Here is a 15,960-nt window from a genome sequence, read left to right as displayed (position 1 = left end):
TATTCTCTATCTCTGGTCGTGGTACAGTAGTAACAGGCCGTGTAGAGCGTGGTATCGTTAAAGTCGGCGAAGAGATTGAAATCGTTGGTATCCGCGAAACTACTAAGACAACATGTACTGGTGTTGAGATGTTCCGTAAGTTGCTTGACGAAGGTCGTGCAGGTGAGAACGTTGGTGCATTGTTGCGTGGTACTAAGCGTGATGATGTTGAGCGTGGTCAAGTATTGGCTAAGCCAGGTACAATTAACCCGCACACGAACTTCGAATGTGAAGTATACGTACTGAGCAAAGATGAAGGTGGTCGTCATACTCCATTCTTCAAAGGCTACCGTCCACAGTTCTACTTCCGTACAACTGACGTGACAGGTAACTGCGAATTGCCAGAAGGTGTAGAAATGGTAATGCCAGGTGACAACGTTAAAATGGTTGTTACTCTGATTGCGCCAATCGCGATGGATGAAGGTCTGCGTTTTGCGATCCGTGAAGGCGGTCGTACAGTAGGTGCAGGCGTTGTATCTAAGATTTTCGCTTAATTTGTAATTAAGTGTTGCCAAGTTTCAGGGGTGCGCCTATAATGTGCGTCCCTGATTTTTACAGGCCAGTGGCTCAATTGGCAGAGCAGCGGTCTCCAAAACCGCAGGTTGTGGGTTCGAGTCCCTCCTGGCCTGCCATCCTTAATCAAGGGTGGCATCAAGCAGTAAGCTTTTACTAAGCCGAGGCTAATAAGCGTGAACCCTAAAGTGACATCTGAAGTATCAAAGTTCGACGGCCTTAAATGGTTGGTTGTTGTGCTGCTTGTTGCGGCTGGCGTGGTTGGTAACTCTTATTATGCCGATCAGTCTTTGTTGTATCGTGTTGTGGCCTTGCTTGCTGTGGCCTTAGTAGCTGGATTTGTTGCATTTCAAACAGCTAAGGGAAAGGCTTTCTTTACCCTATGTAAAGAGTCAAAAAATGAGATTCGCAAAGTGGTATGGCCTACGCGCCAAGAAACTTTGCAAACCACAGCGATGGTTGTTGTCGCTGTGTTGGTTATAGGTTTATTTCTTTGGGGCCTCGACTCGTTATTGGGTTGGGTTGTCTCTAGTGTGATTGGTTAGGAGAAGAGCATGGCTAGGAATTGGTATGTTATTCATGCTCACTCGAACTACGAGAAGCGTGTTAAGTCTTCTCTGGAAGAGCGTATTGCGTTAGCCGGTCTTGAAGATATGTTTGGTGATATCCTTGTTCCCACAGAAGAAGTGGTTGAGATTAAGGATGGTAAGAAGCGTAAATCAGAGCGTAAGTTTTACCCTGGCTATGTGCTTGTTCAAATGGAAATGAATGACGAGACATGGCACTTGGTTAAGCATACTGATCGTGTGCTCGGTTTTATTGGTGGTACGGCGGATAAGCCGGCGCCAATTAGCTCGCGAGAAGCTGATGAGATTTTATCGCGCGTTCAGAGTGGGGTTGATAAGCCTAAGCCTAAGACAGTGTTTGAGCCTGGTGAGATGGTTCGTGTGTCTGATGGTCCGTTTGCTGACTTTGATGGCGTTGTTGAAGAAGTTGATTATGAAAAGAACCGCATGAAAGTGGCGGTAATGATTTTCGGTCGATCAACTCCAGTAGAATTAGAGTTTGGTCAGGTAGAAAAGATCTGATCTGAGTATATTTTATAGCGTTAAGACTCTGCCTGCGAAGGCGGAGTTTTTGCGTCTTTGTAAAACGGGTAGCTGAAAAGCGTTGACCCATAGGAGAAATAGCAATGGCTAAGAAAATCCAAGCTTATATTAAGCTTCAGGTTAAAGCCGGTCAGGCGAATCCAAGTCCACCAGTTGGTCCTGCATTGGGTCAGCACGGTGTAAACATCATGGAGTTCTGTAAGGCGTTTAACGCTGAGACTCAAGGCTTAGAGCCTGGTCTTCCGACTCCTGTTGTAATTACTGTTTACAGTGACCGCAGCTTTACTTTTATTACAAAAACGCCTCCAGCGTCAATTCTGCTTAAAAAAGCAGCTGGCCTGAAGAGTGGTTCTGGTCGTCCAAATACTGAGAAAGTGGGTACTGTCACTCGTGCTCAGTTGGAAGAGATCGCAACGACTAAAATGGCTGACTTGACTGCTGCTGATATGGACGCAGCTGTACGTACTATCGCGGGCAGCGCTCGTAGTATGGGTCTTGTAGTGGAGGGTGAAGAGTAATGGCTAAGCTAACTAAGCGCCAAAAGGCGATTCGTGAAGTAGTTGAAGCGGGTAAAGCTTACGCTATCTCTGATGCTGTTGAGATCCTTTCAAAAGTTTCTACTGTTAAGTTTAAAGAAACGGTTGAAGTGGCGATTAACTTGGGTGTCGATCCACGTAAATCTGACCAAGTAGTTCGTGGTTCTACTGTGCTTCCTAACGGTACAGGTAACGATGTTCGTGTTGCTGTATTTGCTCAAGGCGAAAACGCTGAGAAAGCAAAAGAAGCGGGTGCGGATGTTGTAGGTTTTGAAGATCTAGCTGAAGCCATCAAAGGTGGCGATCTAGACTTTGGCGTTGTTATTGCTACACCTGATGCTATGCGTATCGTTGGTCAGCTTGGTCAGGTTTTAGGCCCTCGCGGTTTAATGCCTAACCCAAAAGTTGGCACAGTGACTACCGATGTGGCTACGGCTGTTAAAAACGCTAAAGCCGGTCAAGTACGTTTCCGTACAGACAAAAACGGTATCATTCATGCGGGTGTTGGTAAGATTGAATTTACTGCTGATGCTATCCGCGAAAATATTGAAGCCTTGGTCTCTGACCTGAAAAAGCTGAAGCCTGCTTCTGCTAAAGGTGTATATATTAAGAAAGTTACTCTGTCCTCTACAATGGGGCCAGGACTGGTGGTTGATCAGTCGTCTTTGACGGCGTAATCAATCCCTTAAAGGTTTTTTGAGGGTCTTCGTGACCTGTTAGACAGAGACGAAGGCCGTCAAAGACCGCAGGTGATGCGCTTTGACGTATCTTAATGGGTAACTGGCCTGCGCAGACGGTGAAATACACCGCACACTCGAAAGCTTGCGAAATACCAAGCTTGGTAAATAGTCGAAAGACTCAATCCAGGAGTTAATTGTGGCATTAGGACTAGAAGACAAAAAAGCGATCGTCGCTGAAGTCCAAGAAGCTGCTAAAGGCGCCCTTTCTGCAGTAGTTGCTGACTCTCGCGGTGTTACCGTGACAGACATGACTGCTTTGCGTAAGCAAGCGCGTGAAAATGGCGTATGGCTACGTGTTGTTCGTAACACGTTGGCACGTCGTGCAGTTTCTGGCTCAGCGTTCGAATGTTTGTCTGACTCTTTCGTTGGCCCAACTATCATTGCATTCTCAAACGAGCACCCAGGTGCTGGTGCGCGTATTCTGAAAGAATTCGCTAAAGACAATGATAAGTTTGAGCTGAAAACAGCAGCATTTGAAGGTGAAGTTGTAGACGTCGCTATGCTGGCAAGCTTGCCAACATACGAAGAAGGTCTGGCGAAACTGATGAGCTGTATGAAAGAAGCAGCAGCTGGCAAGTTGGTTCGTACCATCGCTGCCGTACGCGATCAGAAAGAACAAACCGCTGCATAATTGGCAGGGTTTGTAATACGATTTTAATGAGCTTCGGCTCCACTAGTTTTATAGGAAAAAGTCATGTCTCTGACTAAAGATGATATCATCAATGCAATCGCTGAAATGTCCGTAATGGACGTAGTTGAATTAGTTTCAGCTATGGAAGAAAAATTCGGCGTATCTGCTGCTGCAGCTGTAATGGCTGGCCCAGCTGGCGATGCAGGCGCAGGCGCTGCTGAGCAAACAGAATTCGACGTAGTTCTAACAGCTGTTGGCGATAAGAAAGTTAACGTAATCAAAGCTGTTCGTGGCGCTACAGGTCTTGGCCTGAAAGAAGCTAAAGAAATGGTTGATGGTGCTCCATCTACTATTAAAGAAGGTGCTAGCAAAGAAGAAGCTGAAGAGCTTAAGAAAGCACTGGAAGAAGCTGGCGCTTCTGTTGAGCTTAAGTAATCGCGCTTATGCTCTTCAAGCAGCTTGAGACTGCTTGATATATCTATGGCTGGTGGCAAATTGCTACCGGCCTTTTTCCGTTATTTATAGACAGCAAATAAATAGCGGTTGCACAGACCGGAAGCTCTAATTCTGGACTGCTTCTCAACTTGGTGCACATGCTGAGGAACACTGATGGCTTATTCATACACCGAAAAGAAACGCATCCGAAAAGATTTCAGCAAATTGCTGCAAGTCATGGATGTACCTTACCTGCTGGCGATCCAGCTTGATTCTTACCGCAAATTCCTCCAAGAAGGAGTTGATGCCGCGGGTCGTAAAGAAGAAGGCTTACACGCAGCGTTCAAATCTGTATTTCCGATCGTCTCTTATTCTGGCAACGCCGCATTAGAATATGTTGGCTATCGCTTGGGTGAGCCCGTTTTTGATGTCAAAGAGTGTCAGTTGCGTGGTGTGACCTATGCGGCTCCTTTGCGTGTAAAAGTGCGCCTCGTTATCTACGACCGCGAATCATCAAATAAAGCGGTAAAGGATATTAAAGAACAAGAAGTCTACATGGGCGAAATGCCTTTGATGACTGATAACGGCACATTTGTGGTTAACGGTACTGAGCGTGTAATCGTTTCTCAGTTGCACCGTTCTCCTGGTGTGTTCTTCGATCACGATAAAGGGAAAACACACTCGTCTGGTAAGTTGTTGTACTCAGCACGAATTATTCCTTACCGTGGTTCATGGTTGGATTTTGAGTTTGATCCTAAAGATTCCCTTTTTGTACGTATTGACCGTCGCCGTAAATTGCCTGCGACAATTTTGTTGCGTGCATTGGGTTATGAGTCTAACGAGATCCTCGACATCTTCTTCGACCGTACTAACTGGATGCTGTCTGACGAAGGCGTGTCTATGGAGTTGGTACCAGAGCGTCTTCGTGGCGAAACCATGTCGTTTGAGATTAAATCACCTAAGGGTGATGTGATCGTTGAAGCTGGCCGTCGTATTACTCCTCGTCATATTAAGAAAATGGCTGATGCAGGTATGACGCAGTTGGACGTTCCTAATGAGTACTTGTTAGGTAAGTCTATTGCTCAAGACATGCTGGATGCAACAACCGGTGAACTGATCTGCCCATGTAACACAGAAGTAACGGAAGATCTAATCACTAAATTTGCAGCAGCAAATGTTACAACATTCCAAACCTTGTATACCAATGACTTGGACTGTGGTCCTTTCATGTCGGATACATTGCGTATCGACCCAACTCGCAGCCAATTGGAAGCATTGGTAGAAATCTACCGTATGATGCGTCCAGGTGAGCCGCCAACAAAAGAGTCGGCTGAAGCCTTGTTCCAGAACTTGTTCTTCTCTGAAGAGCGTTATGACCTGTCTGCTGTAGGTCGTATGAAGTTCAACCGCCGTCTAGGCCGTGCTGAAGAGGTAGGTTCTGGCGTTTTAGGTAAAGAAGATATCCTTGACGTTATGAAGACCCTAATCGATATCCGCAATGGTAAAGGCATTGTTGATGATATTGACCATTTGGGTAACCGCCGTATTCGTTCTGTCGGTGAAATGGCTGAAAACCAATTCCGTGTTGGTTTAGTGCGTGTAGAGCGTGCTGTTCGTGAACGTCTAAGCATGGCTGAATCTGATAACTTGATGCCACAAGATCTTATCAATGCTAAGCCAGTGGCTGCTGCAGTGAAAGAGTTCTTTGGTTCATCACAGCTGTCTCAGTTTATGGATCAGAACAACCCGCTTTCAGAGGTTACTCACAAGCGCCGAGTTTCTGCATTAGGCCCGGGTGGTTTAACACGTGAGCGTGCAGGCTTTGAGGTACGTGACGTACATCCAACTCACTATGGTCGTGTATGTCCAATTGAAACGCCGGAAGGTCCAAACATCGGCTTGATCAACTCATTGGCAACGTTTGCGCGTACTAATGATTACGGCTTCTTAGAAACACCATACCGTAAAGTCGTTGATTGTGTTGTTACTGATGATATTGAGTACTTATCAGCGATTGAAGAGAACAATTTCGTTATCGCACAGGCGTCAGCTACGGTAGATGAAAATAATCGCTTAACTGATGAGATGGTAACGGTTCGTCACCTTAACGAAACGACTGTAATGGCACCGGATAAAGTGGCATACATGGATGTTTCGGCTCGTCAGGTTGTATCGATTGCGGCATCCTTGATTCCGTTCTTGGAGCACGATGATGCTAACCGAGCTTTGATGGGCTCGAACATGCAGCGTCAGGCTGTACCTACTTTGCGTGCAGACAAGCCGCTTGTTGGTACTGGGATGGAGCGTTATGTAGCACGCGATTCAGGTGTTTGTATTACCGCAAAACGTGGCGGTTTTATCGAATCTGTTGATGCGGCTCGCATTGTTGTTCGTGTTAACGAAGACGAAGTGCAAGGTGATGCGGGTGTAGATATCTACAACCTAACCAAGTACACACGTTCTAACCAGAATACATGTATCAACCAGCGCTCAATTGTACGCCCAGGCGAGATTGTGCAGCGTGGTGATATTATGGCCGATGGTCCGTCTGTTGATATGGGTGAGTTGGCGCTTGGCCAAAACATGCGCATCGCATTCATGCCTTGGAATGGTTATAACTTTGAGGACTCGATTCTGATCTCAGAACGTGTCGTTCAAGAAGACCGCTTTACCACTATTCATATTCAAGAGCTAACGTGTGTGGCTCGTGATACGAAGCTTGGTTCAGAAGAAATCACATCGGATATCCCTAACGTAGGTGAATCTGCGTTGGCTAAGCTGGATGAATCTGGCATCGTGCACATTGGTGCCGAAGTAGGTCCTGGCGATATCTTGGTCGGTAAAGTAACGCCTAAAGGTGAAACGCAATTAACACCAGAAGAAAAATTGCTACGTGCAATCTTTGGTGAAAAAGCGTCTGACGTTAAAGATACCTCTCTACGTGTTAAAGGCGGGACAACCGGTAAGGTAATTGATGTTCAAGTCTTTACACGTGACGGCGTTAAGAAAGATGACCGTGCGTTGTCGATCGAAAAAGACGAAATGGACGCAATCCGCAAAGATTTGAACGAAGAGTTTCGTATCGTTGAACAAGCAACATTTGAGCGTTTAACACGCACGCTAGAAGGTGTTGTAGCTGAAGGCGGATCTGGCCTGACCAAAGGGCAGACAATCACAGCTGAATTCTTGTCAACGCTTAAGAAAGATGACTGGTTCAAAATCCGTGTTGCAGACGATTCAGTCGCTGAAGCCTTAGAGCAAGCTAAAGCTCAGCTAGAAGAGCGTCGTGAAGAGCTAGATAAGAAGTTCGAAGACAAAAAGAACAAGCTGCAAACTGGTGATGACCTAGCCCCTGGTGTACTTAAGATTGTTAAGGTGTACGTAGCGACTAAGCGTCGTGTCCAGCCAGGTGATAAAATGGCCGGTCGTCACGGTAACAAGGGTGTTATCTCCGTTATCATGCCGGTTGAAGACATGCCTTACGACGAGAACGGTGAGCCGGTAGATATCGTGCTTAACCCGCTGGGTGTACCGTCTCGAATGAACGTAGGTCAGGTTCTAGAAACGCACATGGGTGCGGCAGCGAAAGGCTTAGGTCGCAAGATCAATAACATGCTTGAAGTTGAGCGTGAAAAAGCTGAAACCGTTAAAGAGATTCGTGAATTCTTGGATCGCATTTACAACAGCGAACTAGATGGATGGAAAACGTCTCGTCACGAAGACCTTGATAGCTTCTCTGATGCTGAAATTCTTGAGTTGGCTCATAACCTGCGTGGTGGTGTGCCGTTGGCTACACCTGCATTTGATGGTGCAAAAGAGGCCGAGCTTAAAGAATTACTGCGTCTTGCTGATATGAGTGATACCGGCCAAGTAGCATTATTTGATGGTCGTTCTGGTGATAAATTCACCCGTCCAGTCACTGTTGGTTACATGTACATGCTGAAATTGAACCACTTGGTTGACGATAAGATGCATGCCCGTTCTACCGGATCTTACAGTCTGGTTACTCAACAGCCATTGGGTGGTAAAGCACAATTTGGTGGTCAGCGCTTCGGTGAGATGGAAGTGTGGGCACTGGAAGCTTATGGTGCTGCTTATACGCTACAAGAGATGCTAACTGTTAAGTCGGATGACGTGAATGGTCGTACTAAGATGTATAAGAACATCGTAGATGGCGATCATAGAATGGAGCCGGGTATGCCGGAGTCATTCAACGTATTGATCAAAGAGATCCGCTCTCTGGGTATCGACATCGAGCTTGAGAACGAATAAGGCATTACCGATTCACTGGGGCCGAAAATTGCTTCGGCCCATAACTCCGCGAGGAGCTGTAGATAATGAAAGATTTACTGAATCTGCTGAAATCACAAGGCCAGAATGACGAGTTCGACTCGATCAAGATTACACTGGCGTCACCTGAAATGATCCGCTCGTGGTCGTTCGGTGAAGTGAAGAAGCCTGAAACGATTAACTACCGTACGTTCAAGCCAGAGCGTGATGGTTTATTCTGCGCCAAAATCTTTGGCCCAGTAAAAGATTACGAATGCTTATGCGGTAAATACAAGCGCATGAAGCACCGTGGTGTTATTTGTGAGAAGTGTGGCGTAGAAGTTACGCTGACTAAAGTGCGTCGTGACCGTATGGGTCACATCGAATTGGCAAGCCCAGTTGCGCATATTTGGTTCTTGAAATCACTTCCGTCCCGTATCGGTTTGATGCTAGACATGACGCTACGTGACATCGAACGTGTTCTTTACTTTGAATCATTTGTTGTTATTGAGCCAGGTTTGACCACGCTTGAGCGCGGCCAGTTGCTAAATGATGAGCAATACTTCGAAGCATTAGAAGAGTTTGGTGATGAATTTGACGCGCGCATGGGTGCCGAAGCGGTACAGATGCTCATGTCATCAATTGATCTTGAAGAAGAAATTCAGATGTTGCGTGAAGAAATACCGCAAACTAACTCTGAAACTAAGATCAAAAAGCTTTCTAAGCGTCTTAAATTATGCGAATCCTTCTACAAGTCTGGCAACAAGCCAGAGTGGATGGTGATGTCTGTTCTGCCGGTTCTTCCGCCAGACTTGCGTCCATTGGTTCCTCTTGATGGTGGTCGTTTTGCGACATCGGATCTTAACGATCTATATCGTCGTGTTATCAACCGTAACAACCGTCTTAAGCGTTTATTAGACCTGAATGCACCGGACATCATCGTACGTAACGAAAAACGTATGTTGCAAGAAGCGGTCGATGCGCTACTTGATAACGGTCGTCGTGGTCGTGCTATTACTGGTTCAAACAAGCGTCCATTGAAATCTTTGGCTGACATGATCAAAGGTAAGCAAGGCCGTTTCCGTCAGAACTTGTTGGGTAAGCGAGTCGACTACTCGGGTCGTTCGGTTATCGTGGTAGGCCCATACTTGCGCCTACATCAGTGCGGTCTTCCTAAGAAGATGGCGCTCGAACTATTCAAACCATTTATCTTTTCGAAGCTTGAGTTACGTGGTTATGCAACCACGATTAAAGCGGCTAAGAAAATGGTTGAGCGTGAAGAACCATTAGTCTGGGATATTTTGGATGAAGTCATCCGTGAACACCCAGTGCTGCTTAACCGTGCACCAACACTTCACCGTTTGGGTATCCAAGCGTTTGAGCCTGTGTTGATTGAAGGTAAAGCCATCCAATTGCACCCATTGGTTTGTGCGGCATACAACGCCGACTTCGATGGTGACCAAATGGCGGTTCACGTTCCATTGACGATTGAAGCTCAGCTTGAAGCGCGTGCTTTGATGATGTCTACGAACAACATTCTTTCACCAGCAAACGGTGAGCCAATCATTGTGCCTTCACAAGACGTAGTCTTGGGCTTGTACTGGATGACTCGTGACCGTATCAATGCGCTAGGTGAAGGCATGGTCTTCTCTGATCTCGACGAGATTGAGCGTGCTTACGGTGCTAAGCAGGTTGATCTTCAAGCACGAATTAAAGTGCGTATTCACGAAGTTATCCGTGATATTGAAGGTAACGAGACAGAAGTAACAGAAGTTAAAGAAACAACGGTTGGTCGTGCTCTGCTTTATTCTATCGTGCCTAAAGGTCTGCCATTTGAGTTGGTAAACCAAGCGATGAAGAAAAAAGCCATATCGCGTTTGCTTAACGAAGCTTACCGTCGTTGTGGTTTGAAAGATTCGGTTATTTTTGCTGACCAACTCATGTATATGGGCTTCCGCCAGGCGACTGTTTCTGGTTCGTCTATCGGTGTTAACGATTTCGTTATTCCTGATGAGAAAGCGACTATTGTTGGTGAAGCTGATGCAGAAGTTAAAGATATTGAGCGTCAGTTCGCTGATGGTTTGGTAACGCAAGGCGAGAAATACAACAAGGTTATCGATATCTGGTCGCGTGCTAACGAATTGTTGGCTAAGCGCATGATGGAAAACTTGAAAACTGACATGGTCATTGACCGTGAAGGTAATGAGGTTGAGCAAGAGTCGTTTAACTCGGTTTATATGATGGCTGACTCCGGTGCCCGGGGTAGTGCTGCACAGATTCGTCAGTTGGCGGGTATGCGTGGTCTGATGGCTAAGCCAGACGGCTCTATCATTGAGACGCCAATCGTTGCGAACTTCCGTGAAGGTTTGAACGTACTTCAGTACTTCATCTCGACTCACGGTGCTCGTAAAGGTTTGGCCGATACGGCATTGAAGACGGCTAACTCAGGTTACTTGACTCGTCGTTTGGTCGATGTGGCGCAAGACGTTGTTATAACTGAACATGATTGTGGTACAGAGAACGGCCTTGTAATGCAGCCTATGATTGAAGGCGGCGATATCGTTGTTGGCTTGGGTGATCGAGTGTTGGGTCGTGTTGTAGCGACTGATGTATTAGATCCAACAGGATCTGATGTCTTGATTCCTAAAGGCACACTGATTGATGAGACTTGGGTAGCGCGTTTAACTAACGATGAGATCTACTCGTCTATCGATGAAATTCTTGTTCGCTCAGCGATTACTTGTGATACACGCTTCGGTATTTGTGCGTCGTGTTACGGTCGTGACTTGGGACGTGGCCACCAGGTTAACCCAGGTGAAGCGGTTGGTGTTATTGCTGCTCAATCTATCGGTGAGCCAGGTACACAGTTAACAATGCGTACGTTCCACATCGGTGGTGCGGCATCTCGAGCAGCGGCTGTTGATAGCGTTCAAGTTAAGAACGGCGGTGAAGTTCGTCTACACAACTTGAAGTTTGTTGAAACGCCGGAAGGTAAGTTAGTGGCGGTATCGCGTTCTGGTGAGCTGGGTATTACCGATGAGCACGGCCGTGAGCGTGAGCGTTATAAGCTTCCTTATGGTGCAGTTATTGGCGTTAAAGACGGCGATGCTGTTAATGCCGGTGCTGTCGTTGCTAACTGGGACCCGCATACCCACCCAATCATTTCTGAGGTGGAAGGTACTGTTGTCTTCTCTGGTATGGAAGATGGTATTACCGTTAAGCAGACAATTGATGAGCTAACAGGTCTATCGACTACCGAAGTGTTGGATGCTAAAGACCGTCCAGCAGCGGGTAAAGATATTCGCCCAATGATCAAGTTGGTGGATGCTGCAGGTAACGATATTAACTACGCGGGTACTGATTCTCCTGCTCAATACCTATTGCCTGCTAAAGCAATCATCAACTTAGCGGATGGCGCGAAAGTGTCTATCGGTGATGTATTGGCGCGTATCCCTCAAGAAGGTTCGGTCAACAAGGATATTACCGGTGGTCTACCACGTGTAGCTGACTTGTTCGAAGCGCGTAAGCCAAAAGAGTCTTCTATCCTTGCTGAAATCACTGGTGCAGTGACGTTCGGTAAAGAGACCAAAGGTAAGAAGCGCTTGGTAATCACGCCCCCGGATGCTGAGCCGTTTGAATTGATGATTCAAAAATGGCGTAACTTGAACGTATTCGAAGGTGAGACGGTTGCTAAAGGTGAGGTTATCTCTGACGGCCCATCTAACCCACATGATATTTTACGTATCTTGGGTGTAGAGCGTCTTGCTGAGTATATCGTTAATGAAATCCAAGAGGTTTATCGCCTCCAAGGTGTAATCATCAACGATAAGCACATTGAAGTTATTGTTCGTCAAATGTTGCGTAAAGTTGAAGTAACAAGTGCGGGCGATTCAACACTGATCCCAGGTGAACAGGTTGAATACGCAGCGGTAATTGCTGAAAACGAAGCGCTAGAAGCGGCTGGTAAGATCCCAGCTAAGTTCGAGCGTGTGTTGTTAGGTATTACTAAAGCATCGTTGGCAACAGAGTCGTTTATTTCAGCAGCCTCTTTCCAAGAAACCACTCGTGTATTAACGGAAGGTGCGGTTACTGGTAAGCAAGACTTCTTGCGCGGACTAAAAGAAAACGTTGTTGTGGGTCGATTAATCCCAGCCGGTACTGGTTTGGCTTATCACTCAGAACGTAAGCGTAAGCGTGCATTGTCGCAGGGAACTGAGACAGTGAGCGCAGAAGAGGTACAAGAAGCGTTGACAGCAGCGCTGAATGCCTCAATGTCTAGCTCTGATTAATTTTTAATCAAAGATTGACGAAGTAGGGCGGAATTGATTAAAATTCCGCCCCCTTAGTGCCGGGTTCTTTTTAGAATCCGGTTTTGGTGTTTATAACAAACGTGAAAACGTGGAGTTTGCTTAATGGCAACAATTAACCAATTGGTTCGCTCGCCACGTAAGCGCAAAGTACAAAAAAGTGACGCACAAGCCCTTCAGGCTTGCCCTCAGCGTCGCGGTGTTTGTACGCGTGTTTACACTACTACTCCGAAGAAGCCAAACTCGGCTCTTCGTAAAGTATGCCGTGTTCGTCTAACGAACGGCTACGAAGTATCTTCATACATTGGCGGTGAAGGTCACAACTTGCAAGAACACAGTGTTGTATTGATCCGTGGCGGTCGTGTAAAAGACTTGCCAGGTGTTCGTTACCACACAGTTCGTGGCGCACTTGACTGTTCAGGTGTCAACGATCGTAAACAGGGCCGTTCTAAATACGGTACAAAACGTCCTAAGTCTTAATCACCGTTAGTTGCTCGGTGGGCTTGAAAGTAGTAGTGGCTCCGTTTCTTAAAGACCAGTACTAAGTTTTAGCTAGGCCGGACACGGTAAGAGTAAGGTCAGGTAGTAGAAATCTGCCTGAAGTTCCTGAAGACCTTTAATTATTAGAAGAGGGCTTATCATGCCTAGAAGACGTGTCGCTGCGAAGCGCGAAATACTGCCGGATCCAAAATTCGGTAACATTACACTGGCAAAATTCATTAACCACGTTATGGTCAGCGGTAAGAAATCTGTTGCTGAACGTATCGTGTACGGTGCACTCGACAAAGTTGAAGAGCGCGCTAAATCTGAACCACTCGAACTGTTCGACAAGGCACTAGAAAGCATCCAGCCGGCTGTGGAAGTTAAATCACGCCGTGTGGGTGGTGCTACGTACCAAGTTCCTTGCGAAGTGCGTCCTTCTCGTCGTATGGCTTTAGCTATGCGTTGGTTAGTTGATGCTTCTCGTAAGCGTGGTGAAAAATCCATGGCTCTGCGTCTAGCTGGCGAAATATTAGATGCGGCTGAAGGTCGTGGTGCTGCTGTTAAGAAACGTGAAGACGTGCACCGTATGGCTGAAGCTAACAAAGCTTTTGCTCACTATCGCTTCTAAACCCAGAGGATTGAGTTGTGGCTCGTAAAACTCCTATTACACGTTACCGTAACATCGGTATCGTTGCTCACGTAGACGCTGGTAAAACAACTACTACCGAGCGTGTACTTTTCTACACTGGTTTGTCTCATAAAATCGGTGAAGTACACGACGGTGCGGCTACGATGGACTGGATGGAACAGGAGCAGGAACGTGGTATTACTATCACGTCTGCTGCTACTACCTGTTTCTGGAAAGGCATGAACCAGCAGTTTGAAGACCACCGCGTAAACATCATCGATACTCCAGGGCACGTTGACTTCACGATCGAAGTAGAACGTTCTTTGCGTGTACTTGATGGCGCGGTAGTTGTTCTATGTGCTTCTTCAGGCGTTCAGCCTCAAACTGAAACCGTATGGCGTCAAGCTAACAAGTACGAAGTTCCACGTATGGTATTTGTTAACAAGATGGACCGTGCTGGTGCTGACTTCTTTATGGTTGTTGACCAGTTGAAGAAGCGTCTGGGTGCAAACGTTGTACCAATCAACTTCCCGATTGGTGCTGAAGACGAGTTTAAAGGCGTTGTCGACTTGATTCGCATGAAAGCGATCATGTGGAACGAAGCTGACCAAGGTATGACGTACGAGCTGGAAGATATCCCAGCAGACTTGCAAGCCAAAGCTGAAGAGTTGCGTGAGCAAATGATTGAAGCGGCTGCTGAATCTACTGATGAGTTAATGGAAAAATACCTTGAAGAAGGTGAGTTAACTGATGAGGAAGTTAAAGCAGGTCTACGTGCTCGTACACTGGCAAACGAAATTGTTCTGATGCAGGCGGGTTCTGCGTTTAAGAACAAAGGTGTTCAGGCTGTACTTGACGCTGTTATCGAATACTTGCCGTCTCCAGTGGAAGTTAAAGCCATTGAAGGTACGCTAGACGATAAAGATGAGACTGTTGCTTCTCGTGAAGCTGATGATAATGCTCCTTTTGCTGCGTTAGCGTTTAAAATCGCGACAGACCCATTTGTGGGTACACTGACTTTCGTTCGTGTTTACTCGGGCGTTCTTAACTCTGGTGACAGTGTTATTAACTCCGTGAAAAGCAAGAAAGAGCGTGTAGGTCGTATGGTTCAGATGCATGCAAACAACCGTGAAGAAATTAAAGAAGTACGCGCGGGTGATATTGCAGCATTGATCGGTATGAAAGATGTAACGACAGGTGACACCTTGTGTGATCCTAACAGTCGTATCATTCTTGAGCGTATGGAATTCCCGGATCCGGTAATTTCGGTTGCGGTTGAACCTAAGACTAAAGCAGACCAAGAAAAAATGGGTGTTGCTTTAGGTAAGCTAGCGCAAGAAGATCCATCTTTCCGCGTTGAAACTGACGAAGAGTCTGGCCAAACAATCATCTCTGGTATGGGTGAGCTTCACCTGGATATCATTGTCGATCGTATGCGTCGTGAGTTCAGTGTAGAAGCGAACATCGGTAAGCCGCAGGTAGCCTACCGTGAGAAGATCCGTCAGCCGGTTGTTGCAAACCATAAGTTTGCTCGTCAGTCAGGTGGTCGCGGTCAGTATGGTCACGTTGTTGTTGAATTCAGTCCTTCAGATGAAGAAGGGTTGGAGTTCATTAACGAGATCGTTGGTGGTGCTATTCCTAAGGAATACATCCCAGCCGTTCAAAAGGGTATCGAAGAGCAGATGAAAAACGGTGTTATCGCCGGCTATCCGCTAATCGGCCTGAAAGCGCGTCTATATGATGGATCTTTCCATGATGTTGACTCGAACGAAATGGCGTTTAAAATTGCAGCGTCTCAAGCGCTGAAAAAATACGCTATGCAAGCTAGCCCTTGTCTGTTGGAGCCTATGATGAAAGTCGAGGTTGTTACTCCAGAAGACTATATGGGTGATGTGATGGGTGACCTTAACCGTCGTCGTGGCCTTGTTCAAGGTATGGAAGATACGTCATCAGGTAAGGTTATCAATGCTCAAGTTCCGCTGGGTGAGATGTTCGGTTACGCAACTGATTTGCGTTCCGCTACTCAAGGTCGTGCGACCTACTCAATGGAATTTGACAGCTATGCTGAAGCTCCTAACAACATCGCTGAAGCGGTGATGAAAGATAATTAATTCGCCAGATAAAGAGGTAATTTCTCGTGGCAAAGAAATCATTTGAACGTAATCTGCCGCACGTTAACGTAGGTACTATTGGCCACGTTGACCACGGTAAAACAACTTTGACAGCAGCACTGACTCGCGTATGTGCAGAAGTTTTCGGTGGTGAAGCCG

At 46.5% G+C, this 15,960-nt stretch carries 13 protein-coding genes and 1 tRNA gene; all 14 read left to right on the top strand.

Annotation, left to right across the window (positions count from 1 at the left end):
* On the top strand, window positions 1-533 hold a 533-nt coding region (locus BS617_RS17775; protein ID WP_249263639.1), incomplete at its 5' end, for an EF-Tu C-terminal domain-related protein.
* A 62-nt stretch (window positions 534-595) separates the two neighbouring features.
* Window positions 596-671: transfer RNA gene (locus BS617_RS17770), tRNA-Trp, on the top strand.
* 57 nt (window positions 672-728) lie between these two features.
* Complete coding sequence (secE, locus tag BS617_RS17765; RefSeq protein WP_075174346.1) at window positions 729-1,097, top strand: preprotein translocase subunit SecE; 369 nt, start codon at window positions 729-731, stop codon at window positions 1,095-1,097.
* A gap of 9 nt (window positions 1,098-1,106) precedes the next feature.
* Window positions 1,107-1,640, top strand: a complete 534-nt coding sequence (gene nusG, locus BS617_RS17760) for a transcription termination/antitermination protein NusG (RefSeq protein ID WP_075174345.1) — start codon at window positions 1,107-1,109, stop codon at window positions 1,638-1,640.
* Window positions 1,641-1,744: 104 nt separating this feature from the next.
* Window positions 1,745-2,179 carry a 50S ribosomal protein L11 gene (rplK, locus tag BS617_RS17755; RefSeq protein ID WP_075174344.1) on the top strand — a complete coding sequence of 145 codons (435 nt, stop codon included), beginning with the start codon at window positions 1,745-1,747 and terminating at the stop codon, window positions 2,177-2,179.
* A complete protein-coding gene (gene rplA / locus BS617_RS17750) occupies window positions 2,179-2,874 on the top strand; it encodes a 50S ribosomal protein L1 (protein ID WP_075174343.1) in 696 nt (231 codons plus the stop codon). The genes rplK and rplA overlap by 1 nt, the downstream gene beginning before the upstream one ends.
* 199 nt (window positions 2,875-3,073) lie before the next feature.
* Window positions 3,074-3,568: a 50S ribosomal protein L10 gene (gene rplJ / locus BS617_RS17745; protein ID WP_075174342.1), complete on the top strand. Its 495-nt coding sequence runs from the start codon at window positions 3,074-3,076 to the stop codon at window positions 3,566-3,568.
* Window positions 3,569-3,631: 63 nt separating this feature from the next.
* The gene (gene rplL, locus BS617_RS17740; protein WP_075174341.1) at window positions 3,632-4,003 is read left to right on the top strand and encodes a 50S ribosomal protein L7/L12; all 372 of its coding nucleotides are present in this window, start codon (window positions 3,632-3,634) and stop codon (window positions 4,001-4,003) included.
* Between the two features lie 174 nt (window positions 4,004-4,177).
* A complete protein-coding gene (rpoB, locus tag BS617_RS17735) occupies window positions 4,178-8,275 on the top strand; it encodes a DNA-directed RNA polymerase subunit beta (protein ID WP_075174340.1) in 4,098 nt (1,365 codons plus the stop codon).
* 65 nt (window positions 8,276-8,340) lie between these two features.
* A complete protein-coding gene (rpoC, locus tag BS617_RS17730; RefSeq protein ID WP_075174339.1) occupies window positions 8,341-12,561 on the top strand; it encodes a DNA-directed RNA polymerase subunit beta' in 4,221 nt (1,406 codons plus the stop codon).
* Between the two features lie 123 nt (window positions 12,562-12,684).
* A complete protein-coding gene (gene rpsL / locus BS617_RS17725; RefSeq protein WP_075174338.1) occupies window positions 12,685-13,059 on the top strand; it encodes a 30S ribosomal protein S12 in 375 nt (124 codons plus the stop codon).
* A gap of 160 nt (window positions 13,060-13,219) precedes the next feature.
* Entirely contained in the window at window positions 13,220-13,690 is a 471-nt protein-coding gene (gene rpsG, locus BS617_RS17720) for a 30S ribosomal protein S7 (RefSeq protein WP_075174337.1), read from the top strand.
* 17 nt (window positions 13,691-13,707) lie between these two features.
* Window positions 13,708-15,801, top strand: a complete 2,094-nt coding sequence (gene fusA / locus BS617_RS17715) for an elongation factor G (RefSeq protein ID WP_075174336.1) — start codon at window positions 13,708-13,710, stop codon at window positions 15,799-15,801.
* 26 nt (window positions 15,802-15,827) lie between these two features.
* The coding region (locus BS617_RS17710) for a GTP-binding protein (RefSeq protein WP_249263643.1) at window positions 15,828-15,960 on the top strand (133 nt) is incomplete at its 3' end.

The sequence above is a fragment of the Neptunomonas phycophila genome (genome assembly GCF_001922575.1).
Lineage (GTDB): Bacteria > Pseudomonadota > Gammaproteobacteria > Pseudomonadales > Balneatricaceae > Neptunomonas > Neptunomonas phycophila.
Note: the sequence above shows the minus strand (reverse complement) of the source record. Positions and strands in the feature narration are given on the sequence as shown.